Source organism: Aeromicrobium endophyticum (assembly GCF_003586285.1).
Lineage (GTDB): Bacteria > Actinomycetota > Actinomycetes > Propionibacteriales > Nocardioidaceae > Aeromicrobium > Aeromicrobium endophyticum.
In genome coordinates this window covers 533,654-555,329 of the sequence record NZ_QUBR01000002.1, presented here as the reverse complement: position 1 = coordinate 555,329, position 21,676 = coordinate 533,654, and the positions used below count along the sequence as shown (strand labels likewise).

General features: G+C 69.7%; 21 protein-coding genes. 7 read left to right on the top strand and 14 right to left on the bottom strand.

Annotation, left to right across the window (positions count from 1 at the left end; translation table 11 throughout):
• Positions 1 to 26 precede the first annotated feature (26 nt).
• Both DX116_RS13320 and DX116_RS13315 read right to left on the bottom strand, forming a co-directional pair.
• Entirely contained in the window at positions 27 to 1,433 is a 1,407-nt protein-coding gene (locus DX116_RS13320; RefSeq protein WP_119704740.1) for a VWA domain-containing protein, read from the bottom strand.
• Positions 1,430 to 2,308 carry an AAA family ATPase gene (locus tag DX116_RS13315; RefSeq protein WP_199716076.1) on the bottom strand — a complete coding sequence of 293 codons (879 nt, stop codon included), beginning with the start codon at positions 2,306 to 2,308 and terminating at the stop codon, positions 1,430 to 1,432. The genes DX116_RS13320 and DX116_RS13315 overlap by 4 nt, the downstream gene beginning before the upstream one ends.
• A 15-nt stretch (positions 2,309 to 2,323) precedes the next feature.
• On the opposite strand from DX116_RS13315, the gene DX116_RS13310 reads away from it, so the two are divergent.
• Both DX116_RS13310 and DX116_RS13305 read left to right on the top strand, forming a co-directional pair.
• On the top strand, positions 2,324 to 2,728 hold the full coding sequence (locus DX116_RS13310; protein WP_119704739.1) for an SRPBCC family protein: 405 nt from the start codon (positions 2,324 to 2,326) through the stop codon (positions 2,726 to 2,728).
• Between the two features lie 36 nt (positions 2,729 to 2,764).
• Positions 2,765 to 4,057 carry a M20/M25/M40 family metallo-hydrolase gene (locus tag DX116_RS13305; RefSeq protein WP_119704738.1) on the top strand — a complete coding sequence of 431 codons (1,293 nt, stop codon included), beginning with the start codon at positions 2,765 to 2,767 and terminating at the stop codon, positions 4,055 to 4,057.
• Between the two features lie 36 nt (positions 4,058 to 4,093).
• On the opposite strand, the gene DX116_RS13300 is transcribed toward DX116_RS13305, so the two are convergent.
• Both DX116_RS13300 and DX116_RS13295 read right to left on the bottom strand, forming a co-directional pair.
• Positions 4,094 to 4,279, bottom strand: coding sequence for a DUF5703 family protein (locus DX116_RS13300; RefSeq protein WP_056610197.1), 186 nt, complete (start codon positions 4,277 to 4,279; stop codon positions 4,094 to 4,096).
• Positions 4,280 to 4,293: 14 nt separating this feature from the next.
• Positions 4,294 to 5,247 carry an aldo/keto reductase gene (locus DX116_RS13295; protein ID WP_119704737.1) on the bottom strand — a complete coding sequence of 318 codons (954 nt, stop codon included), beginning with the start codon at positions 5,245 to 5,247 and terminating at the stop codon, positions 4,294 to 4,296.
• Positions 5,248 to 5,295: 48 nt separating this feature from the next.
• On the opposite strand from DX116_RS13295, the gene DX116_RS13290 reads away from it, so the two are divergent.
• Positions 5,296 to 6,129, top strand: a complete 834-nt coding sequence (locus tag DX116_RS13290; RefSeq protein WP_119704736.1) for an undecaprenyl-diphosphate phosphatase — start codon at positions 5,296 to 5,298, stop codon at positions 6,127 to 6,129.
• Here the strand turns inward: DX116_RS13290 and DX116_RS13285 are convergent.
• Both DX116_RS13285 and corA read right to left on the bottom strand, forming a co-directional pair.
• On the bottom strand, positions 6,126 to 6,404 hold the full coding sequence (locus tag DX116_RS13285; protein ID WP_119704735.1) for a hypothetical protein: 279 nt from the start codon (positions 6,402 to 6,404) through the stop codon (positions 6,126 to 6,128). The genes DX116_RS13290 and DX116_RS13285 overlap by 4 nt on opposite strands.
• 62 nt (positions 6,405 to 6,466) lie before the next feature.
• Positions 6,467 to 7,426, bottom strand: a complete 960-nt coding sequence (gene corA / locus DX116_RS13280; RefSeq protein ID WP_119705629.1) for a magnesium/cobalt transporter CorA — start codon at positions 7,424 to 7,426, stop codon at positions 6,467 to 6,469.
• A 30-nt stretch (positions 7,427 to 7,456) separates the two neighbouring features.
• Between corA and mshC the strand changes: the two genes are divergently transcribed.
• Complete coding sequence (gene mshC, locus DX116_RS13275) at positions 7,457 to 8,683, top strand: cysteine--1-D-myo-inosityl 2-amino-2-deoxy-alpha-D-glucopyranoside ligase (RefSeq protein WP_119704734.1); 1,227 nt, start codon at positions 7,457 to 7,459, stop codon at positions 8,681 to 8,683.
• On the opposite strand, the gene DX116_RS13270 is transcribed toward mshC, so the two are convergent.
• From DX116_RS13270 to metH, 6 genes are all read right to left on the bottom strand, one after another.
• Positions 8,680 to 9,555 (bottom strand): FHA domain-containing protein, encoded by an 876-nt coding sequence (locus tag DX116_RS13270; RefSeq protein WP_147393665.1) that lies wholly within the window; start codon positions 9,553 to 9,555, stop codon positions 8,680 to 8,682. The two genes, mshC and DX116_RS13270, sit on opposite strands and share 4 nt — an antisense overlap.
• 11 nt (positions 9,556 to 9,566) lie before the next feature.
• A complete protein-coding gene (locus DX116_RS13265; RefSeq protein ID WP_119704732.1) occupies positions 9,567 to 9,827 on the bottom strand; it encodes a hypothetical protein in 261 nt (86 codons plus the stop codon).
• Between the two features lie 90 nt (positions 9,828 to 9,917).
• Positions 9,918 to 10,175 (bottom strand): hypothetical protein, encoded by a 258-nt coding sequence (locus DX116_RS13260; RefSeq protein WP_119704731.1) that lies wholly within the window; start codon positions 10,173 to 10,175, stop codon positions 9,918 to 9,920.
• 3 nt (positions 10,176 to 10,178) lie between these two features.
• Complete coding sequence (locus tag DX116_RS13255; RefSeq protein ID WP_233556753.1) at positions 10,179 to 11,030, bottom strand: PAC2 family protein; 852 nt, start codon at positions 11,028 to 11,030, stop codon at positions 10,179 to 10,181.
• Entirely contained in the window at positions 11,027 to 12,337 is a 1,311-nt protein-coding gene (locus DX116_RS13250) for a hemolysin family protein (protein WP_119704730.1), read from the bottom strand. Before DX116_RS13250 ends, DX116_RS13255 begins: the two co-directional genes overlap by 4 nt.
• Before the next feature lie 186 nt (positions 12,338 to 12,523).
• Positions 12,524 to 16,318 carry a methionine synthase gene (gene metH / locus DX116_RS13245; RefSeq protein ID WP_267897696.1) on the bottom strand — a complete coding sequence of 1,265 codons (3,795 nt, stop codon included), beginning with the start codon at positions 16,316 to 16,318 and terminating at the stop codon, positions 12,524 to 12,526.
• Between the two features lie 213 nt (positions 16,319 to 16,531).
• On the opposite strand from metH, the gene DX116_RS13240 reads away from it, so the two are divergent.
• From DX116_RS13240 to DX116_RS13230, 3 genes are read left to right on the top strand one after another with little or no spacing between them, the layout of a single operon-like run.
• Complete coding sequence (locus tag DX116_RS13240) at positions 16,532 to 19,138, top strand: hypothetical protein (protein ID WP_119704728.1); 2,607 nt, start codon at positions 16,532 to 16,534, stop codon at positions 19,136 to 19,138.
• An 11-nt stretch (positions 19,139 to 19,149) separates the two neighbouring features.
• Positions 19,150 to 19,698 carry a hypothetical protein gene (locus DX116_RS13235; RefSeq protein WP_147393664.1) on the top strand — a complete coding sequence of 183 codons (549 nt, stop codon included), beginning with the start codon at positions 19,150 to 19,152 and terminating at the stop codon, positions 19,696 to 19,698.
• A 1-nt stretch (position 19,699) separates the two neighbouring features.
• Complete coding sequence (locus DX116_RS13230) at positions 19,700 to 20,344, top strand: HAD family hydrolase (RefSeq protein WP_119704726.1); 645 nt, start codon at positions 19,700 to 19,702, stop codon at positions 20,342 to 20,344.
• Here DX116_RS13230 and DX116_RS13225 read toward each other — a convergent pair.
• Positions 20,334 to 20,822: a hypothetical protein gene (locus DX116_RS13225; protein WP_119704725.1), complete on the bottom strand. Its 489-nt coding sequence runs from the start codon at positions 20,820 to 20,822 to the stop codon at positions 20,334 to 20,336. The genes DX116_RS13230 and DX116_RS13225 overlap by 11 nt on opposite strands.
• Positions 20,819 to 21,655 carry a RecB family exonuclease gene (locus tag DX116_RS13220; RefSeq protein ID WP_119704724.1) on the bottom strand — a complete coding sequence of 279 codons (837 nt, stop codon included), beginning with the start codon at positions 21,653 to 21,655 and terminating at the stop codon, positions 20,819 to 20,821. The genes DX116_RS13225 and DX116_RS13220 overlap by 4 nt, the downstream gene beginning before the upstream one ends.
• Positions 21,656 to 21,676 lie beyond the last annotated feature (21 nt).

The window sequence follows — 21,676 nt, the reverse complement described above, 5'->3', positions numbered from 1 at the left end:
GACGGTCCCGGATTGGTCCTGACTTGCTAGACCGGCAGCAGCCGGGTGATGAACCGTGTCAGCTGGTCGACGTTGCTGCACTGGTGCATCTCGACGACATCGGCGTACTGGTGGGCCACGGAGTCGCCGAGACCCCACCGCATCGTCGCCTCGGGGTTGAGCCAGAACGTGCGGCGCGCCTTCTGGTTGATGTCGTGCAGCGCGCCGAGGTTGGGGTCCTGGTTGTTGTTGCGGGCGTCGCCGAGGATCAGCACGGCGGTGCGGGGGCCGATCGCGTCCATGTAGTCGGCGTGGAAGTCGCCCAGCGCCTCGCCGTAGTCGCTGCTGGTGTGCCACTTGGTGATGCGCGCCTCGGCCTGGATGCGTGCCGACAGGTCGTCCGAACCGGGGCCCGCGGTCGTCTCCTTGACCAGGTCGGTCACCTCGTCCATCGCGTTGACGAAGGCGAACACCCGCACCTTGCTGAACTGCCCGCTGAGCGCCTGCACGAGGTGCATCGTGAAGCTGCTGAAGCCCGCGACCGAGCCCGACACGTCGCACAGCAGCACCAGCTCGGGGCGTGACGGGTGCGGCTTGGCGAACGCAGGCTGCATCGGCACGCCTCCGGTGGACATCGACCGGCGCAACGTCTTGCGGATGTCGATGCGGCCGCGGCGGTTCTTGCGACGACGCGCGGCCAGGCGCGTGGCGAGCTTGCGCGACAGCGGCTGCACCGAGCGGGCGAGCTCCTCGAGCTGCTGACGGCTGGCGCTCAGGAAGTCGACCCGATCGGTACCCGAGCGGACGGCGTGCCGGGTGACGACGTCGCGCCCGCGCACCTCCGCGGTGCGGCGGCGTGCCTCGGCCGCCACCATGGCGCGGAAGCGCTCGATGCTCTGGCGGATCTCGTCGCGCTCGAGCCGCTCGGTGAAGTCGCCGCCGCCGGATCCCTGGCCCTGGCCTTGCTGCCCGCCCTGGCCCTGCCCGCGCAGCCCCAGTGCCTGCGTCAGCAGCGTCTGGGGGCGCAGCCGCTCGAGGGTCTGGTAGGCCGAGAAGCCCTCGCTCGGGGTGTCGGCGGTGCCGACACGGCCCAGCAGGTCGATCGCGATCTCGGCCACCTGCTCGAGCGTGCGCAGGTCGTCGTCGGCCAGGGCCATCGCCAGCAGGTCGCGCAGGTCGTCGAGGTCGAAGTCGTCGTCGACGTCCATCGCGGCCTGGGGTGCGCCCACCCCGGCAGGGAAGTAGATGTCGAAGGCCATGTCGAACACCTCGCGCTGGCCACCACGGCGGATGAGCGCCGAGGCGAGTCCCTCGCGCAGCTGCTCGCGGTCGCCCAGCCCCAGCACCTGGATGACCGCAGCGGCATCGACCGTCTCGCTGGTGCCGGCCGTGACGCCTTTGCTGCGCAGCGCCGCCACGAGCTCGACCAGGCGCCCGGCGAGGTCCTGCGTCACGGCGAGAGGACCTCGTCGAGGTCGAGCCGCGTGCGGGCCTTCTCGAGGTCGTCCTGGTGCTTCAGGATGACGCCCAGGCTGTCGCGCACGGTCTCCTCGTCGAGGATGTCGGCGCCGAGAGCGACGAGGGTGCGGGCCCAGTCGATCGTCTCCGACACCGACGGCGCCTTGCGCAGCGGCATCGCGCGCAGGGCGTTGACGACGCGCACCAGCGACTCGCCGAGCGACTGGTCGAGCCCCGGCACCTTGAGCCGGACGATCTCCTCCTCGAGGGCGGTGTCGGGGAAGTCGACGTGCAGGAACAGGCAGCGACGCCGCAGCGCCTCGGACAGCTCGCGCGTGGCGTTGGACGTCAGCACCACGAACGGGCGGTGCTTGGCGGTGATGGTGCCGAGCTCGGGGACCGTCACCTGGAACTCGCCGAGCACCTCGAGCAGAAGGCCCTCGATCTCGACGTCGGCCTTGTCGGTCTCGTCGATCAGCAGCACGGTCGGGTCGTCGCTGCGGATGGCCGTCAGCAGCGGGCGGGGGAGCAGGAACTCCTCGGAGAAGATGTCATTGCGAGCCTCGTCCCACGTCTCGCCGTGACCGGCTGTAATCCGCAGAAGCTGTTTCGCGTGGTTCCACTCGTACAGCGCACGGGCCTCGTCGACGCCCTCGTAGCACTGCAGGCGGATGAGGTCGGCACCGCAGCTCTCGGCGACGGCACTGGCGAGAGCGGTCTTGCCGACACCGGCGGGCCCCTCCACCAGCAGCGGCTTGCCCAGCTCGCTGGCGAGGAAGACGGTGGTCGCGATCGCGTCGGACGCCAGGTACCCCGCGGAGGCGAGCTTGGCCTTGACGTCGGCGATCGAGTCGAACGGCATGGTGCGCATGCCTACGATGATGCCGTGGCCCTGATCGAGATCGTGCGCGAGGTACCTCTGAGCCCAGCCGAGGCGTGGGGGCGGGTCACGGCGTGGCAGCGCCACGGAGAGTTCGTCCCTCTCACGCGCATCGCCCTGACTCCCCGCGGCTTCGACGCGTTCACCGGGGTGGGTCGTATCGGCTTCCACGACCCCATGGACGTCGTCGAGTGGCGCGAGCCGTCGTTCTGCCGCCTCGAGAAGCGCGGCCGTGTGGTCACCGGCTGGGCGGAGCTGTCTGTCGACGCCGTCGCCGCCGGCAGCCGGGTCACCTGGCGCGAGGACATCCACGTCACGGGCATGCCGCGCTTCATGGACGGCGTCACGAAAGCGTCGAGCCGGGCGCTCTTCTCGCGCGTCATCGACGGGTTGCTGCGTTCCGCTCCTTGAGCTTGTCGAAAGGACCCCTCCCCGTACGATCGCGGTATGGCCTACGCACCGGAGACCGAAGCCGTCGACATCTGCCGCGACCTGATCCGCATCGACACCAGCAACTACGGTGACGACTCCGGTCCGGGGGAGCGCGCGGCGGCCGAGTACGTCGCGGCCTCGCTCGCCGAGGTGGGCATCGAGTCCGAGATCATCGAGTCGATGCACGGCCGCGCCAGCGTGGTCGCCCGGTGGGGCAACCAGCAGTCGTCGCGTCCGGGCCTGCTCGTGCACGGGCACCTCGACGTCGTGCCGGCCCAGGCCGCCGACTGGACCGTCGACCCGTTCGCCGGCGAGATCGTCGACGGCTACCTGTTCGGCCGCGGCGCGGTAGACATGAAGGACTTCGACGCGATGCTGCTGTCGGTCGTGCGCGCCCGCCAGCGTGCGGGCGTCATCCCCGACCGTCCGATCCTGCTGGTGTTCACCGCCGACGAGGAGGCGGGCGGCGTGTGGGGCGCGCACTGGCTGGTCGAGCACCGTCCCGAGCTGTTCGAGGGCTGCACCGAGGCCGTGGGCGAGGTCGGCGGCTTCTCCACCGAGATCGGCGGCAAGCGTCTGTACCTCATCGAGTCGGGCGAGAAGGGCATCGCGTGGATGCGCCTGCGGGCCCGCGGCACCGCCGGCCACGGCTCGATGCGCAACGACGACAACGCGCTGATGCACCTGTCGCGCGGGCTCCTGGCCCTCGGCGAGCACGAGTGGCCCGCCGAGCCCGGTCCGTCGATGCAGCGGCTGCTCGCCACGGTGCGTGAGCTGACCGGCAGCGACGGGACACCCGACGAGCTGCTCGAGCACTTCGGCCCGGCGGTCCGCATGATCGGGGCGGGTGTTCGCAACACCACCAACGCCACGATGCTCGAGGCCGGCTACAAGCACAACGTCGTGCCCGGCGAGGCCGTCGCGTACGTCGACGGACGCTTCCTGCCCGGCCACGGCGACACCTTCGTGCCCGCCGTCGAGGGCATCGTCGGCGACGCCGTCTCGGTCGAGCCCTACATCAGCCAGCCGGCGCTCGAGTACGTCTTCGAGGGCGACCTGGTCGATGCCATGACCGTCGCGCTGCACTCGCAGGACCCCGACGCCCACATCGCGCCGTTCGTGATGTCGGGCGGCACCGACGCCAAGGCGTGGGACAAGCTCGGCATCACGTCGTTCGGCTTCGTCCCGCTGCGCCTGCCGACCGATCTCGACTTCACGGCGCTGTTTCACGGCGTCGACGAGCGGGTGCCGACCACGTCGCTCGAGTTCGGCGCGACGGTCTTCGACACGTTCCTGGGCCTCGCCTGACGCTGACGCGCGGGTTGCGCCCCGTTGACGCGTGGGTTACAGCGTGCTGCGCATGCGGATGATCTTGCGGCGCAGGGTGACGGTGCGTTGACCGCTGCCGTCCTTGCGCAGGCGGTCGAGCTCCCAGCCCTGGTACTCGGCGGCGTCGGTGAGCATGCGGCAGACGGCCGAGCGCGACTTCGTGCGGTCGATCGTCAGGTTCCAGAACTCGTACTCGATCATCGACTCACCTCTCATCAGCGTGCCGCCTGCGACACGTCGTCCAGCGCCAGCAGGATCTCCGGCGGCAGCTCGAGCTCTTCGGCGGCGAGGTTCTCCTGCAGCTGCGGCGTCGTGCGGGCCCCGATGATCGCGGACGACAGCTGCGGCCGGGCCAGCAGCCACGACAGCGCCACGTGGGCGATCGAGACGTGCAGCCCCTCGGACGCCCGCGCCAGCGCCTCGACGACGCCCGACTTGGCCGGCGTCAGGTAGGCGCCCACGAACTCGTCCCACCCCGGCGTCGCGCCGCGCGAGTCGGTCGGCACCCCGCCGCGGTACTTGCCCGTGAGCACGCCTCGACCGAGCGGCGACCAGGCCAGCAGGCCCATGCCCAGATGGGTGGCAGCGGGGACGACCTCGTCCTCGGGATCGCGGTTGACCAGCGAGTACTCGACCTGGTTGCTGACCAGCGGGACGCCCTCGGGACGTCCGGCGAGCCAGGTGTGGGCGATGCCCGTCTGCCAGCCGGTGAAGTTGGAGACGCCGACGTAGCGGGTGCGCCCGGTGCGCACGGCGTGCTCGAGCGCGCCCAACGTCTCCTCGAGCGGCACGTCGAGGTCGGGGGTGTGGATCTGCCACAGGTCGAGGTGGTCGGTCTGCAGCTGGCGCAGCGAGGTGTCGAGCTGGTCGAGCAGGGTGCGGCGGGATCCGTCCTTCACGACCTCGCCGCCGCGACGCGCGAAGCCTGCCTTGCCGGCCAGCACGATCTCGTCGCGGACCCCGGCCTTGGCCAGCAGAGAGCCGAGCAGCTCCTCGCAGGCCCCGTCGCCGTAGATCGGCGCGGTGTCGACCAGGGTGCCGCCGGCGTCGAGGAACGTCGTCAGCTGGTCGTCCGCCTCGTAGGAGTCGACCGAGGAGCCCCAGGTCATGGTGCCGAGGCCGAGACGCGAGACCTCCAGGCCGGAGTGACCGACGCGACGACGTTGCATGCCGCCAAGATAGTCGGCCCCGTGAAGGCGCGGCGGTAGGCTCGCACGGTGGACTTTCTCCGTGCCGTCGTCCTGGGGGTGGTGCAGGGACTGACCGAGTTCCTCCCGATCTCCAGCAGCGCCCATCTCGCGATCATCCCCAAGCTCCTCGGCTGGGACGATCCGGGAGCCGCGTACACCGCGGTCATCCAGATCGGCACCGAGCTCGCCGTGCTCCTGTACTTCTGGCGCGACATCTGGACCATCGGCTCGGGGTGGGTGCGAGGCGTCTTCTCGCGCGAGGCTAGGCAGGCCCCCGAGTGGCGCATGGGCTGGTTCGTCATCATCGGCTCCGTGCCGATCGTGGTGCTGGGCCTGCTGCTGCAGGACGCGATCGACCGCGAGTTCCGCAACCTGTGGGTCATCGGCACCACCCTGATCGTGCTGGGCATCGTGCTGGGCATCGCCGAGCGCGTCGGGCGCAAGACCAGCCCGATCGACGACCTCACCATGACCCACGCCATCCTGCTGGGCCTGGCGCAGGCCGGGGCGCTGGTGCCGGGCGTGTCACGCTCGGGCGCGACCATCAGCATGGGCCTGCTGCTCGGCTACGAGCGCGCTGCGGCGACTCGCTACGCCTTCCTGCTGGCGATCCCCGCCGTCGTCGGCGCGGGCATCTTCAAGCTCAAGGACATCGGCGGCGACAACGCCTACGGCGCCGGGCCCACGATCGTCGGCACGGTCGTGTCGTTCGTGGTGGGGCTCGCGGTCATCCACTGGCTGCTCAAGTACGTCAGCACGCACTCGTACACGCCGTTCGTGGTCTACCGCGTCGGCCTGGGCGCCGTCGTGCTGGTGCTGGTCGGCACCGGCGTCATCGCCGCCGGCACCACGGTCGGCTAAAGCTCGTCCAGCAGGTCCTCGACGGCCAGGTAGGCGTCGAGGCGCCACACAGGGTCGATCGAGTCGAGATACTCGCGAACGGCGGCGCCCGACGTGAACTCGCCGTGCAGGAAGGCATCCGGCAACGCGTCCTCTTCGGAAGACCGCGGCTCGCGCGCTTTCATGGCGTCGAGGATCGCGTCGAGCGAGTCGTAGAACTCCTCGGATGTCTCAGCGAGGAGAGACCGGTCAGCGTCGCCGAGCGCCTCGATCGATCGCACGAACTCCTCGGTCATCGCGCTTCTCGGATCAGGCAGGGCGACGGTGTGGGCTCTTCCGTCGGGCGACTTCCACATGGCTAGAGCCAGCCCGATTTCTTGAAGCGGCGGTAGATGTAGCCGCACAGGCCGGCGATGACGGCCAGGCACATCGGGTAGCCGTACGTCCACGACAGCTCAGGCATGTGCTCGAAGTTCATCCCGTACACGCCTGCGATGGCGGTCGGGACGGCGAAGATCGTGGCGCCGGCGGTGAGCTTGCGCATGTCCTCGTTCTGCTGGACGCTCAGCTGCGCCAGGTGCGCCTGCAGGGCGTTGTCGAGCAGGTGGTCGATCGAGTCGATGGCCTCGGCCGCACGGGCCAGGTGGTCGGCGATGTCGCGGAAGTATGGCCTGGCGTCCTCCGGCGCTGTCGCGAGGGCGAGCCGGTGGATCGGCTCGCGCAGGGGGAGCACGGCGCGGCGGAACTCGAGGGTCTCGCGCTTCAGGCGGTAGATGCGCGAGGAGTCGTTGGTGCGCTCGGCCCCGAACACGGAGGTCTCGACCTCCTGCACGTCGGTCTCGAGCTCGGCCGCGACCTCCTCGTAGTGGTCCACGATGCTGTCGACGACCGCGTAGAGCGCCGCCGTCGGTCCGTGCGAGAGCGGCTCGATCATGCCTTCGGCCGCCTTGCGGGCGTTGCGCAGCGTCGGGCCGCCGTGGCGAACGGTCAGCAGGAACTTCTCGCCCAGGAAGATGTTGACCTCGTGCGTCGTGATGTCGTCGTCGCTGTAGGAGACGGTGCGGATCGAGATGAACGTGTGGTCGGAGTACTTCTCGACCTTCGGACGCTGGTGCGCCTCGAGGGCGTCCTCGACCGCGAGCGGGTGGAGGCCGAGGGAGTCGCCCACCCGCTGCATCTCGTCGGCCGTCGGATTGCCGATGCCGACCCACAGGAAGTCGTCCTCACCGAGTCGGGAGAGGGCGGCGTCGAGGGACTCGGAGTCGTGCTCGGTCGTCTCGCGCACTCCGTCGCGGTAGACGGCGCAGTCGATGATCACGTCGTCATTGTCCACCGATAGGCTCAAGGCATGCGCAGCTGGTCGAGTCCTGAGGTCCCTTCTCTCAGCGACCTCGGTCTCGGCACCGGTGCGCCGTTGGCGGTGCACGACACGTCGTCCGCCGCCCTGCGCACCGTCGACCCCGACGAGAGCGCCCGCCTGTACGTCTGTGGCATCACCCCGTACGACGCGACGCACATGGGCCACGCGGCCACCTACCTGACGTTCGACCTCATGCAGCGCGTCTGGCGCGATCGCGGGCTCGACGTCACCTACACGCAGAACGTCACCGACGTCGACGACCCGCTGCTCGAGCGCGCGACCGCCACCGGCGTCGACTGGGTCGAGCTGGCCGAGCGCGAGACCCAGCTGTTTCGCGAGGACATGACGGCGCTGCGCGTCCTGGCACCCGCACACTACGTGGGCGCGGTCGAGTCGATCGACCTCGTGGTCGACCTGGTGGGACGTCTGCGCGAGGCCGGTGCCGTCTACTCCGTCGACGACGACCTCTACTTCGACGTGCACGCCGACGCCGGTTTCGGCCTCGTGTCGGGCTTCGACGAGGCGACGATGCGCGAGATCTTCCCGCGGCGCGGGGGAGACCCCGACCGCCCGGGCAAGCGCGATCCGCTCGACTGCCTGCTCTGGCAGGCCGAGCGTCCTGGCGAGCCGGCCTGGGACACCTCGTTGGGCCGAGGCCGTCCCGGCTGGCACATCGAGTGCGCGGCCATCGCGCTGCACCACCTCGGCACGGCCTTCGACGTGCAGGGCGGTGGCTCCGACCTGGTGTTCCCGCACCACGAGATGTCCGCGTCCGAGGCCACCGTCGCCACCGGCGAGCCCTTCGCACACGCCTACGTCCACGCCGGCATGGTCGGCTACGAGGGCGAGAAGATGTCGAAGTCCAAGGGCAACCTGGTGCTCGTCTCCAAGCTGCGCGCCGCCGGGCACGACCCCATGGCCATCCGCCTCGCGCTGCTCGCGCACCACTACCGCAGCGACTGGGAGTGGTTCGCCGACGAGATCGATCGTGCCGAGGCCCGGCTCGCCGAGTGGCGGGCGGCCGTCACGCGCACGGTCGCGCCGTCGGGCGAGGCCCTGCTCGAGCGCATCCGCACGGCGATGGCCGACGACCTCGACGCCCCGGCCGCCCTGGCCGCGATCGACGCATGGGCGTCCGACGACGCCGGCGTCGACCCGCAGGCCGGACGCACCGCGCGCAGCGCGATCGACGCGCTGCTGGGCGTCGCGCTCTAGAAGCCCTGCCGGCTGCGGTTCGGGGGCTTCGGCTGGGTGCGCTGACGGCCCAGCTCGCCGCCGATACGACCGCCGTACGGGCGTCCGTGGTCGGCGAACTCGTCACGGACGTACGCGAGACGCCACGTGCCGAGCTGGATGCGCGACCCGGTGTGCAGCGTCTGCCGCGGCAGCTGGCGACCGCTGACCGTCGTGTTCACCCTGCTGCTGCGCGCGATCAGCACGTACTCGTCGTCGTCGGTGCGGATGATCTCGGCCTGCACGTCGTCGACCCCGTCGAGGCGCAGGCCCGAGCCCGCAGCACTGCCGATCACGACGCCCTCCGCCGGCAGCGCGAACACACCGACCCGTCGGTCGACGGCCGGGTCGGACGTGTCGGACAGATAGAGCCGCGGGTGACCTCGACCGCCGACGGCATCGTGGGTCGTCGTGACCGTCCGCGGCACGGGCCTGAGCGGCACGAGGGGCCACGGCGTGCCCGGTGGCAGTCCTGCGCTCGACAGGTCCATCGCGCCGTGGGCGGACGGCCGACGAGCCACGACGGCCCGCAGCACGTGCGACCAGGCGCCGAGGCGCAGGTGGCGCGATCGCGTCACCAGCCGCTGCAGGAGCGGGGCCTGGACGGCTCCCATCGTGACCACGGTGCCGCTGGGCCCGGAGATCTCGACCACCAGGCCGAGCCGGGCCAGCGCATCGGCCATGCCACGCACAGCTGCACGCGATGGCTGGCCGGCCACCGCAAGCAGGTCGTCGGTCTGGACCGTCACCTGGTTGCCCGCGGCTCGGATCGTCCCGTGCACGTGCCGGTCGGATTCACCGCGACGGCCGCCGGTCTCGATGTCGAAGGTGAGGTCCGCGTGAAGGTGCAGCACCGCCGTCATGGCTACGGGCGGTGCTCGTCGGCGCCGGCGCGCTCGTCGTCGCTGGTCGTGATGCGCAGCGTGCCGTTGAGCTTCCACGTGGCTCGCGGAGCGTCCTCGCCGGTGTCGCGAGGAACCTCGACCGCCATGTCGATGAACTCGTAGTTGACCGCTGCGCCCTTGCCGGTCAGGTAGCTCCACATCTCCTGGCCGAGATCGGCCCAGTCGGTGACGGGCTGGATGGTGGGGGGCGGTGTGGGCTGGGTGGGTGCTGGATCGGACATGTCACTCCTGGGGTGAGCGGTGGAAGGTGCCACCACACTCAGGGTCACACTCGTACAGCGTTGCGCAAGTTGTGAACAGGTTCAATTCACTCAACCGGCGGCGTCGCACTCCGTCCCGCTGAAGCAGGGGGCCCGCCCGGGTCCCGACGGCTGCGGGTCCGGGTCGCGGCGCAGGTCGAGCGTCGGCACGGCGAGCACCACGGCGGTCACGACCGCCAGCAGCAGTCCGACGCCGGCGCCTCGGGCGATCCACCGCAGGTCGTCGCGCAGGCCCACCGCGAGCGCGACGACCAGCACGCCCAGGCAGAGGGACGCCCTGGCGACGGCCGCGGGCCGTCCGTCAGCCATCGCCTACTCCGGGTCGACGTTGCGGCGGCGGAGGTAGCGCTCGAACTCCTTGGCGATCGCGTCGCCGCTCGCCTCCGGCAGCTCGCTCGTGTCGCGCTCGTTCTCGAGCGCCTGGACGTACTCGGCGATCTCGTCGTCCTGCGACGTCAGCTCTTCGGCACCGCGCTGCCACGCCTCGGCCATCTCGGCCAGCACGCCCTGGGGGAGCGGCATGCCGACGGCGTCCTCGAGCGCGCCCAGCAGGGCCAAGGTGGCCTTGGGGCACGGCGGCTCGGCCAGGTAGTGCGGCACCGCAGCCCACAGCGCGGCCGACGCGATGCCCCCGATCGACGCGACCTCGTTGAGCACCGACGTGATGCCGACCGGTCCGGTGTAGGTCGACGGCATCAGCGACATGCGCTGCATCAACGCGGGATCGGTCGTCGAGCCGCTGACCGGTACGGGACGCGTGTGGGGGGAGTCGGCCAGCAGGGCCCCCATCGTCACCAGCTCGGTGACGCCGGCCTGGCGCGCGACCTCGATGACCGACGAGCAGAACGCCTTCCAGCGGAAGTTGGGCTCGGGCGCCCGCAGCAGCAGCACGTCGCGCTCGAGCCGTGCCGGCCGGGCCACGTAGATCTGCGGCGCAGGCCAGACGATCTGTCGTTCGCCGTCGTCCATGGACCGCACCTGCGGTCGCTGCACCTGGAAGTCGTAGAAGTCCTCCGGGTCGAGCTCGACCATCAGCTCGGCGTCCCACTCCTCGATCAGGTGGTCGACCGTGCCCGAGGCGGCGTCGGCCGCGTCGTTCCATCCCTCGAACGCGGCGACCATCCACGGGTTGCGCAGGGGCTGGCCGTCGGTGGGTGAAGTCACTCCTCCAGCCTAGCCTCGGGCTCGGGCGCGTCATGACGCTCGACCATCACCTGCGAGATGCGGCGACCGTCCAGCTCGGCGACCGAGAGCGTGGCGTCGCCGACCTGCACGGCGTCGCCGACCTCGGGCATGCGGCCGAGCTGGTCGATGATGAAGCCGGCCACGGTCTCGTACGAGCCGTCGACCAGCTCGATGCCGGTGACCTCGGAGAAGTCCTCGATGTTGAGCCCGCCGTCGAAGAGCCCGTCGCGGCGCACGTCGTGCGCCTCCTCGGTCTCGCCGGGCAGGTCGTACTCGTCGCGGATCTCGCCGACCAGCTCCTCGACCAGGTCCTCGAGCGTCACGATGCCGTCGGTGCCGCCGTATTCGTCGATGACCAGGGCGATGTGGACGCCGTCGTGACGCATCTGGGCCATCGCCGGCAGGATGCGGTTGGTGCCGGGCAGCACGGGGATGTCGCGGGCCAGCGAGCCCACCGTGGCCGTGGGGTCGACATCGGCCTGCAGCAGGTCGCGCACGTGCACGAAGCCCAGCACGTCGTCGACCGACGAGCCGGTGACGGGATAGCGCGAGTGCGGCATGTCGCGGACGCCCGCAGCCGCGTCGGCCAGGCGGGTGGACGCCGCCAGGAAGTCGACGCTGTGGCGGGGCTGCATGACCTCCTTGACGGTGCGCTGGGTGGCGGAGAAGACGTCCTGGACGATGCGTCGCTCGTCGATGTCGAAGCCCTCGTGGCCGCCGACGAGGTCGCGCAGCTCGTCCTCGCTCATCTCCTCGTTGGTGGCGTGGGGGTCACCGCCCAGCAGCCGGACGACCGCGTTGGTCGACAGCGACAGGAACCAGATCACCGGACGCATCAGCGACGCGAAGCGCGAGAGCGGGGGAGCGACGGCCGTCGCGAGCCCGGCCGACTTCTGCAGCGCGAACCGCTTCGGCACGAGCTCGCCCAGCACGAGCGACAGGTAGGCGATGACCAGGGTCATGACCACGAGCGCGACGTTGTCCGCGGCCCCCGCAGAGAGGCCGAGTCCCGAGAACGCCGGGGCGACGTCGGGCGCCAGGGTCGAGGCGCCGTAGGCCGCCGACAGGAAGCCGGCCACCGTCACGCCGATCTGGACGGCGGCGAGGAACCGGTTGGGGTCGCGCGCCAGCGAGGCGACCTTGGCGCCGCGACCACCCTGCTGCTCGAGGCGGTCGAGCTGGCTGGGACGCAGCGACACCAGGGCCATCTCGGTGGCGGAGAAGACCCCGCCGACCAGCACGAACACGAGCACCAGACCGAAGTTGAGCAGGGTCTGCTGATCCATCAGCGCCCACCTGCTCGGTGCTCAACGGATATGGCCGCGGGTCTTCGAGGTTTTTTCACCTGACCGAGTCTATGGGACGGCCGAATCCGTCGGCTCATGCACAGCGAGCGCAGCGAGCAGCCGGCCCGGTGCGAGCGCCAGCGAGTACCGGGGGTGAGCGGCGACGAAGGAGCCGCGGCCGGGTACCTACTCGTTCTCGGTGCGGTAGCCGAGGTTGGGCGAGAGCCACTTCTCGGCCTCCTCGAGCGTCCAGCCCTTGCGCTGGGCGTAGTCCTCGACCTGGTCGCGTCCGACGCGCCCCAGCACGAAGTACTGCGAGTCGGGGTGCGAGAAGTACAGCCCGCTGACCGAGGCGCCGGGCCACATGGCCATGCTCTCGGTGAGCTCGATGCCGGTGTTGGCCTCGACGTCGAGCAGCTCCCAGATGGTCTGCTTCTCGGTGTGCTCGGGGCAGGCCGGGTAGCCGGGCGCCGGGCGGATGCCCGCGTACTTCTCGCCGATCAGGTCGGCGTTGCTCAGCGACTCGTTGGGGACGTACGCCCAGAACTCCTTGCGCACGCGCTCGTGCATGCGCTCGGCGAACGCCTCGGCCAGCCGGTCGGCCAGCGACTCGAGCAGGATCGCGTTGTAGTCGTCGAGGTCCTTCTTGAACTCGGCGATCTTCTCGCCGATGTGCACGCCGGCCGTGACGGCGAAGGCGCCCACGTAGTCGCGTAGCCCCGTGTCCTTGGGCGCCACGAAGTCGGCCAACGACTTGCGGGCCGATCCCTCGCGGCCCTCACCCTGCTGGCGCAGCTGGTGCAGGGTCGAGAGCACCTCGGTGCGCGACTCGTCGGTGTAGACCTCGATGTCGTCACCGGCCACCTGGTTGGCCGGGAACAGGCCGAAGACGCCGTTGGCGCGGATCCACTTGCCCTCGATCAGCTGGTCGAGCATCGCCTGCGCGTCGTCGTACAGCTTGCGCGCGGCCTCGCCCGTGGCCGGGTTGTTGAGGATGTCGGGGAAGCGCCCCTTCATCTCCCAGGCGTTGAAGAACGGCTGCCAGTCGATGTACTCGCGCAGCTCGTCGAGCGAGTAGTCGGTGAACGTCTTGACGAACTGCGTCGCCTCACCGTGGCGGTGGTCGCAGCCCGGGCCCGAGCACAGGTCGCGTGCCTGCTGGGCCAGCATCCGCGGACGGGGCGGCTGGTAGTCGCTCCACTCGATCGGGGTGGCCTTGGCCCGGGCCGCCGCGATCGACAGCAGCGAGCGAGTGTCCTGGCGGGCGGCGTGACGCTCGCGCAGCGTCTCGTACTCGGCGGCCGTGTCGGCCAGCAGCTTCGGGCGCTGCTCGTCGGACAGCAGGGCCGCGACGACGGGCACCGATCGCGACGCGTCCTTCACCCAGATGACGGGACCGTGGTACTGCTGGGCGACCTTGACGGCCGTGTGGGCGCGCGAGGTCGTCGCACCGCCGATCATCAGCGGGATGTCGAAGCCCTGGCGCTCCATCTCCTTGGCGAAGTTGACCATCTCGTCGAGCGACGGCGTGATGAGGCCCGACAGCCCGATGACGTCGGCGCCCTCCTCCTTGGCGGCGTCGAGGATCTTCTGCGCCGGCACCATGACGCCCAGGTCGACGACGTCGTAGTTGTTGCACTGCAGCACCACGCCGACGATGTTCTTGCCGATGTCGTGCACGTCGCCCTTGACGGTGGCCATGACCACCTTGCCGATGCTGCGCTCGACGTCACCGGGCTTCTTCTCGGCCTCGATGAACGGGATCAGGTACGCGACCGCGCGCTTCATGACGCGGGCCGACTTGACCACCTGCGGCAGGAACATCTTGCCCTCGCCGAACAGGTCGCCGACGACGTTCATGCCCGCCATCAGGGGACCCTCGATGACCTCGATCGGCCGTCCGCCGCGGGCGCTGATCTCGGCGCGCAGCTCCTCGGTGTCGGACTCGGCGAACTCGTCGATGCCCTTGACCAGGGCGTGGGTGATGCGCTCCGACACAGGGAGGGACCGCCACTCCTCGCTGGCGACCTCCTTGACCGAGCCGTCTCCGGCGAAGTCGGCGGCGATCTCGAGCAGGCGCTCGGTGCTGTCGGGACGACGGTTGAGGATGACGTCCTCGATGCGCTCGCGCAGCAGCTCGGGCACCTCGTCGTAGACCTCGAGGGCGCCGGCGTTGACGATTCCCATGTCCATGCCCGCGTTGATCGCGTGGTACAGGAACACCGCGTGGATCGCCTCGCGCACCGGGTTGTTGCCGCGGAACGAGAACGACACGTTCGACACGCCACCCGAGACCAGGGCGCCCGGCAGGTTCTGCTTGATCCATCGCGTGGCCTCGATGAAGTCGACGCCGTAGTTGGCGTGCTGCTCGATGCCGGTGGCGACGGCGAACACGTTGGGGTCGAAGATGATGTCCTCGGGCGGGAAGCCGACCTCGTCGACCAGGATGTCGTACGCCCGCTGGCAGATCTGCTGGCGACGCTCGAGGTTGTCGGCCTGGCCGTCCTCGTCGAAGGCCATGACGACGACCGCCGCGCCGTACTTGCGGCACAGACGGGCCTCGCGCACGAACTTCTCCTCGCCCTCCTTCATCGAGATCGAGTTGACGATCGCCTTGCCCTGGACGCACTTGAGGCCGGCCTCGATGACCTCCCACTTGGACGAGTCGATCATCGTCGGCACGCGACAGATGTCGGGCTCGGTGGCGACGAGCTTCATGAACCGGTCCATCGCCTCGACGCCGTCGATCATCCCCTCGTCCATGTTGACGTCGATGATCTGGGCGCCGGCCTCGACCTGCTGGCGGGCCACCGCGAGGGCGGTCGTGTAGTCACCGGCCTTGATCAGGTTGCGGAACCGGGCCGAGCCCGTGATGTTGGTGCGCTCACCGACGTTGACGAACAGCGTGTCCTCGACGACCGTGACGGGCTCGAGCCCGGACAGGCGCAGCGCCGGTCCGGCCTCGGCGACCTCGCGGGGCGTCTTGCCCTCGACGTCGCGCGCGATCGAGGCGATGTGCGCCGGGGTCGTGCCGCAGCAGCCGCCGACCATGTTGACGAAGCCCGCGTCGGCGAACTCCGACACGATGGCCGACGTCTGGTCGGGCTCCTCGTCGTACTCGCCGAAGGCGTTGGGCAGGCCGGCGTTGGGGTAGCACGACACGAAGGTGTCGGCGACGCGCGCCATCTCGGCGATGTAGGGACGCATCTCCTTCGCGCCCAGTGCGCAGTTCAGACCGACCAGCAGCGGCTTGGCATGCCGGATCGAGTGCCAGAACGCCTCGGTCACCTGACCCGACAGGGTTCGTCCCGAAGCGTCGGTGATGGTGCCGGAGATGACGATGGGCCACCGCTGGCCGAGGTCCTCGAAGACCGACTCGACGGCGAAGATCGCGGCCTTGGCGTTGAGCGTGTCGAAGATCGTCTCGATGAAGATCACGTCGGAGCCGCCCTCGAGCAGGCCACGGGTCGCCTCGCGATAGGCCTCGACGAGCTCGTCGTAGGTCACGTTGCGCGCACCCGGGTCGTTGACGTCGGGCGAGATCGACGCGGTGCGGCTCGTCGGACCGAGCGTGCCGGCGACGTAGCGCGGACGTCCGGTGGCCTCGGCGACGGCGTCGCACTCGCGCCGGGCCAGTCGGGCCGACTCGAAGTTCAGCTCGTAGGCGAGCTCCTCCATGCCGTAGTCGCTGAGCGAGATCGTGGTCGCGTTGAACGTGTTGGTCTCGATCATGTCGGCGCCGGCCTCGAGGTACTCGCGGTGGATGCCGGCGATGAGCTCGGGCTGCGTGAGCGTCAGCAGGTCGTTGTTGCCCTGGACGTCGGACGGCCAGTCGGCGAAGCGATCGCCGCGGTAGCCGGCCTCGTCGGGACGGTCACGCTGGATCGCGGTGCCCATCGCGCCGTCGAGGACCATGATGCGGCTCTGCAGCAGGGCGGTGAGCTCAGCGGTGGCGTCGGGGCGGAGGTAGGTGTCTGGCACGAGCATTCCTCGAGGTGTGAATCGATAAGGAGTGCTGGGGAGCTCCAGCCGGCGGCGGGCTCGCCTGGGCCTTGGTGGGTTCCCGAACTACTGCGTCCATTGTCTCACGGAGGTCCAGCACCCGTCGGAGCTCGACCACGGCGTGGACCTGTCGCAATCTCCCGGACCTTCGATAGGGTTCCCACGAGACATCACCAGAGCAGCGGGGGCATCATGGTTGATCGAGAAGACGGTCCGTTCGAGTACTACGACGAGATCTACGCAGGCGTCACGGGTGACACCATCCGGGCCGACGCGCAGGACCCGGGGCTGAACGCCTCCACCCTGGAGGCCTTGGCCGGCGAGCTCGATGGAGACGCGGCGCGGGTCGCGAGCCAGCTCGAGGGGCAGATCACCGCCAGCGTCCAGGCCAATCCCGAGACGGCGGCGGGGCCTGTTCGCAACCTCGCCAAGAACGGCCACTATGCGGTCGGCCTGATCAACAGCTTCGCGGGCATGGTCGACGTCTTCGACACCGAGGTCAGTGCCATCAACCGTCAGTACCGCAGCGATCTCGCGTCGGCCCTGCGCTATGCCGGTCAGGCTGCGGCCGCGACCGAGTCCGAGACCGATGACGAGAACGCGACCGAGGCCGTGATGGGCCCCCAGACGAAGGCCAACCTGCAGCCGCGCTACAACCAGGCGCTCGCCAAGCTCGACGAAGATGCAGACTCCATCGCCGTCAAGTTCGAGCAGGGGCCCACGGACGAGAACGTGCGAGAGCTCATCCGCAGTGGCCTGATCCCGCTGTCGGCCGCCGGCTTCTGGCCCGGCATCCAGCTGACCGACGACGACCGCAGGCAGTACTTCGCCAGCATCCTCGCCGGCATGACCGAGGAGGAGCAGGTCGCGTTCATCCTCGCCCACACCGACGAGATGCCCCCGGGGATCGCCGATGTCATCCCGCCGGGCGTCCAGGAGCAGATCGCCGACCACGTCGCCGACGACATCGAGGACCCGGAGAACATCGACACGCAGACCGTCGCGCTGATGGCGTTGCTGCAGGGGTCCGCCCCGTTCGCCGACCGTCTCTACTCACGCGTCACGCCTCAAGAGATGAGCGACGCGATCTCCGAGCTCAACTACCGGGTCTTCGGTGCGGGTGAGCACGACGACGGCTCGGGCCGCACGCTCAACGGTCCGCCCGAGCTCGAGCTGTACGACAAGTTCATGAACTCCGCGGGCATCACGCTCGCGACCCACAGCCGGTCCGATGGCGTCGACCCGGAGGAGCTTGCCCGCACCTGGGGCGACGCGATCAAGGACGAGGACCACCAGCAGAACGCCGCGGCGCTCACGCTGCTGATCCGCGAGGGCGGCGAGTCCGGCGCAGACTACGACCCCACCTTCATCGACAAGCTCAGCAGCGACATGCTCGAGTGGGAACAGGGTCAGGACGGTCCTGTGTGGGGCCCGCGCAACGGTGCCGACGGCGTGTTCATCCGCGATCCCGACAAGGTCGAGATCAACGAGTCGGTCGACGAGTACGGCAACCAGGTCTACAGCGTGTCCGGCGGCCTGGCCAGCGACGGCATGGCCAATCTGCTGGCCGGCATGGGCTCGTCGCCCGAGGGTGCGCAGCGGTTCTTCACCAACGACTCCGGCGAGACCGACCAGGAGCGGCTCGAGTACCTGATGCTGCACCGCACGTTCTCCGAGTCCAACGACAGCGACGAGGGCGACGGGCTCGGTGAGGCGCTGCGAGCCGCGACGGTCGGCGGCACCGAGGACCGCAACGGCGACTACACCGACGACAAGGCCGCCGCGCTTGCCACCGACCTGTTCCAGCTGATCGCCGACAACAGCGGCACCGACGACCACGACAAGCTCGGCACGGACGAGGCGGGTGGCCCGCTCGACGGCGACATGAACAACGAGTGGCACGTGTGGGAGGACATGACCGACAGCCTCGGGGCCATCGGGGCGGGCTACTCCGACGACATCTACTCGACACTGGGCCCGGGCACGGGGTCGGGTCGCGAGCTCGACGTCGATGCGGACGACCTGCTGCGCGTCGTCGCCGAGATCGGCCACTCGGACTCCAAGACGGGTCTCGAGACGCTGCTCGCCGGCGTCGCCAGCTCCGGCATGGAGCAGCAGGTCGGCGACCGGCTCGACAACTTCGTGGACGGCCAGGGCGACGGTCCGATCGACATGACCGCCTTCCGCGAGAGCGGCATCAACCTCGACACGTCGAGCATCGGCCAGGTGCTGGGCGACATCGTCAACGCCTCCGACGACGTGTACAACGACGAGGCCATGGCGGAGTCCACGCGCAACGCCTACGTGGCCAAGGCGTTCGAGATCGGGACGAGCTTCATCCCTGGCGGCAGCACGCTGGCCGCCGGCGCCTCCGACGCCGCACAGAACGTCGTCGACCTCACCAAGGACGAGATCATCAGCAGGATGCAGGACCAGATCACCAGCACGCCGTCCGCTGCTGGGGGCGACTACCGGACGTCGGTGCCCGACAGCATGCAGTACGCCCTCGCCAACCAGTTCCTGCAGCACGGGATGCTGGGCGAGCAGGCCAACCCCGGATCCACCCCCGATCCGTTCCCGGGCGTCCAGCCGACGATCGTCACGGACGGGCCTGGCGGGACGCAGCTGTTCGATCCCGATCTGTTCTTCGGTCGGACGCCGGGCACGAACGCGGACTGGGACGACTGGGTCAACAGCAACCCGTACGCGGAGGTCAACGATCTCAACGACGAGCTGGCCGACGGTTTCGACCGGACCCTCAACGCCGAACGAGACCCGACCCAGGACCCGAGGAACTGATGCGCGCACCCATGAAGGCAGTCCGGGTCGGTGTGGCGGTCGGTGCGATCATCGTGCTGGCCGGGTGCGAGGGCTCGGCCGACGACGAGCCCGCACCGTCGCCGACGCCGACGGTGTCTGCCGGTGCCTACTGCGGGCTGGTCTCGACCGATCTGGCGCAGTCGTTGCTGGGCAAGGGCGTCACGGTCACGGGCGACCTCGTCACGGCTGCACCCGGCGCGGGATCCCTCGAGTGCAAGATCAAGGGCGACAGCGACGGACCCTCGGCCATCACGGTCGTGGTCGACCCCGACACCGGTCGGCCCACGCCCCAGAGCGTCGACACCGAGGGCTGCACGCCCATCACGGTCGAGGGCTGGGGACCGGTCACGTCGTGCCCCAGTGACACCTCGGTGACCCTGCCTGCCTATCCACCCACCGAGGGCAGGTTCATCAGGGTCACGGTGCGTCTCGACGAGCCCGGCGCCCAGCTCAGTGCCACCGACGAACAGCTTCAGGAGATGACCGATGCCGCAGTCCTCGTGGCCAAGGACGTCAACACTCGTCTCGACCAGTTCTGAGGTGGCTGCCTACGCGGCCGTGCTCTGGGACCTCGACGGCACGATCGTCGACACCGAACCCCTCTGGATGGCCGCCGAGCACCGGCTCGCGCTTGAGCACGGCAAGGTCTGGACCGACGAGGACGCGATGCAGCTCGTCGGCAACTCGCTGATCGCGTCGGGCGAGTACATCCGCGACCGGCTCGAGATCACGATGTCCGCCGAGGAGATCGTCGACTACCTCGTCGCCTCGCTCGCCGGCTCGTTGCGCGAGCACGTCGAGTGGCGGCCCGGCGCTCGCGAGCTCATCGCGGCGCTGGACGCCGCCGGGGTGCCGCAAGCGCTCGTCACGATGTCGTACACCGCGATCGCCGAGCCGATCGCGGCGCAGCTGCCCTTCGCGGCCGTCGTCACGGGCGACACGGTCGAGCGGCCGAAGCCGTTCCCCGACCCGTACCTGCTGGCGGCCGAGAAGCTCGGCGTCGACGCCGCGGACTGCCTGGCGATCGAGGACTCCCGAACGGGCGCCACCTCGGCCAACGCGGCGGGCTGCGACGTGCTGGTGGTGCCGCACTTCGTGACCGTGCCGGACGCCGAGCGCCGTGTGCTGGTGCCGACGCTAAAGGGCGTGACCCCCGCCGACCTCGCAGCACTCTTCAGCGGTTGAAGAGGCCTCCGAGGAAGCCCTTCTTGCGCTTCCAGCCGTGCTGCTCGAGGAACGTGAAGAGCGGCTCCTTGATGCGGCTCGTCTCGAACGAGTAGGCCAGGGGAGCGACAGTGATGTCGTCGTCCTTCTTGGTGATGCCGCCGAAGGAGACGTTGAACTGCTTGCTCGAGCTCTTGCCGGAGAAGAACTGCTTCTCGCCACCGAGCGTGAGGGTGTCGCCGTCGATGTCGGCCGAGCCGGTGGTGGAGGTGCGGTTCTCGGTGAAGTCGTACGTGCCCTTGTCGGCGTCGAGCTCGACCGTGATGCGATAGTCCTCGTCGACGTGCTCGACCTCGAGCACGGTGGGGTAGAGCGTGGTGGCCTTGACGATGTCCCACGCACCGACGATGCGGTCGCCCTCGACGGTGAAGACGAAGGGCTCCTGCGGGTCGTTGATCGTCGGGACGGCTGCGAGCAGGTCAGGGATCGGGGTGGTCATGACGACGACGCTACCTGCAGCAGCGGCAGCTCGGGCGGTGTGCCGCCCCACGCCGGGCAGATGTCCTGGTGCGCGCAGAACCTGCAGAGCCCGCTCTTGCGCGGCGGGAAGTCGCGCAGCTCGATCGCCCGCTCGATGGCCGCCCACAGCGCGAGCAGCTTGGTCTCGGTGTGCAGCAGGTCGGACTCGGTGGGCTCGTAGCGCAGGAACTGGCCGTCGCCGAAGTACATGAGCTGCAGCAGCGTGGGGATGACGCCCCGGGTGCGCCACATGACCAGCGCGTAGAACTTCATCTGGAAGAGCGCCTTGCTCTCGTACGCAGGATGGGGCGACGCGCCGGACTTGTAGTCGACCACCCGGATGCGTCCGTCGGGAGCGATGTCGATGCGGTCGACGATGCCGCCGAACGACAGACCGGGCTCGGGCTCGTACGACACCCGCTCCTCACGGGCCTCGGGCTCGAGGTAGCGGGGGTCCTCCATCGTGAAGTACGTGGTGAGCAGGTCGATGGCCGACGCCAGCCACGCGGTCTCGTCGGCGGCCTGCTCGCTCGTGAACAGCTCGGCGGTGCGGGGGTCGGACTGCCGCAGCTGCTCCCACTCGCTGGGCAGCAGGTCGACCGCGCGCTCGAGCGTGCGGAGGGGCGCGGGCTCGGCGAACAGGTCTTCGAGCACGGCGTGCACGAGCGTGCCGCGCACCATGGCGGGGCTGGGCGGCTCGGGCAGCCGGTCGATGGTGCGGAACCGGTAGAGCAGCGGGCAGTTCTGGAAGTCGCCGGCGCGGCTCGGCGACAGCGACCGGCGGTAGGTCAGCGGCGCGGGCTCTTCGGTCATGCCGACGATCCTAGGTCCGCC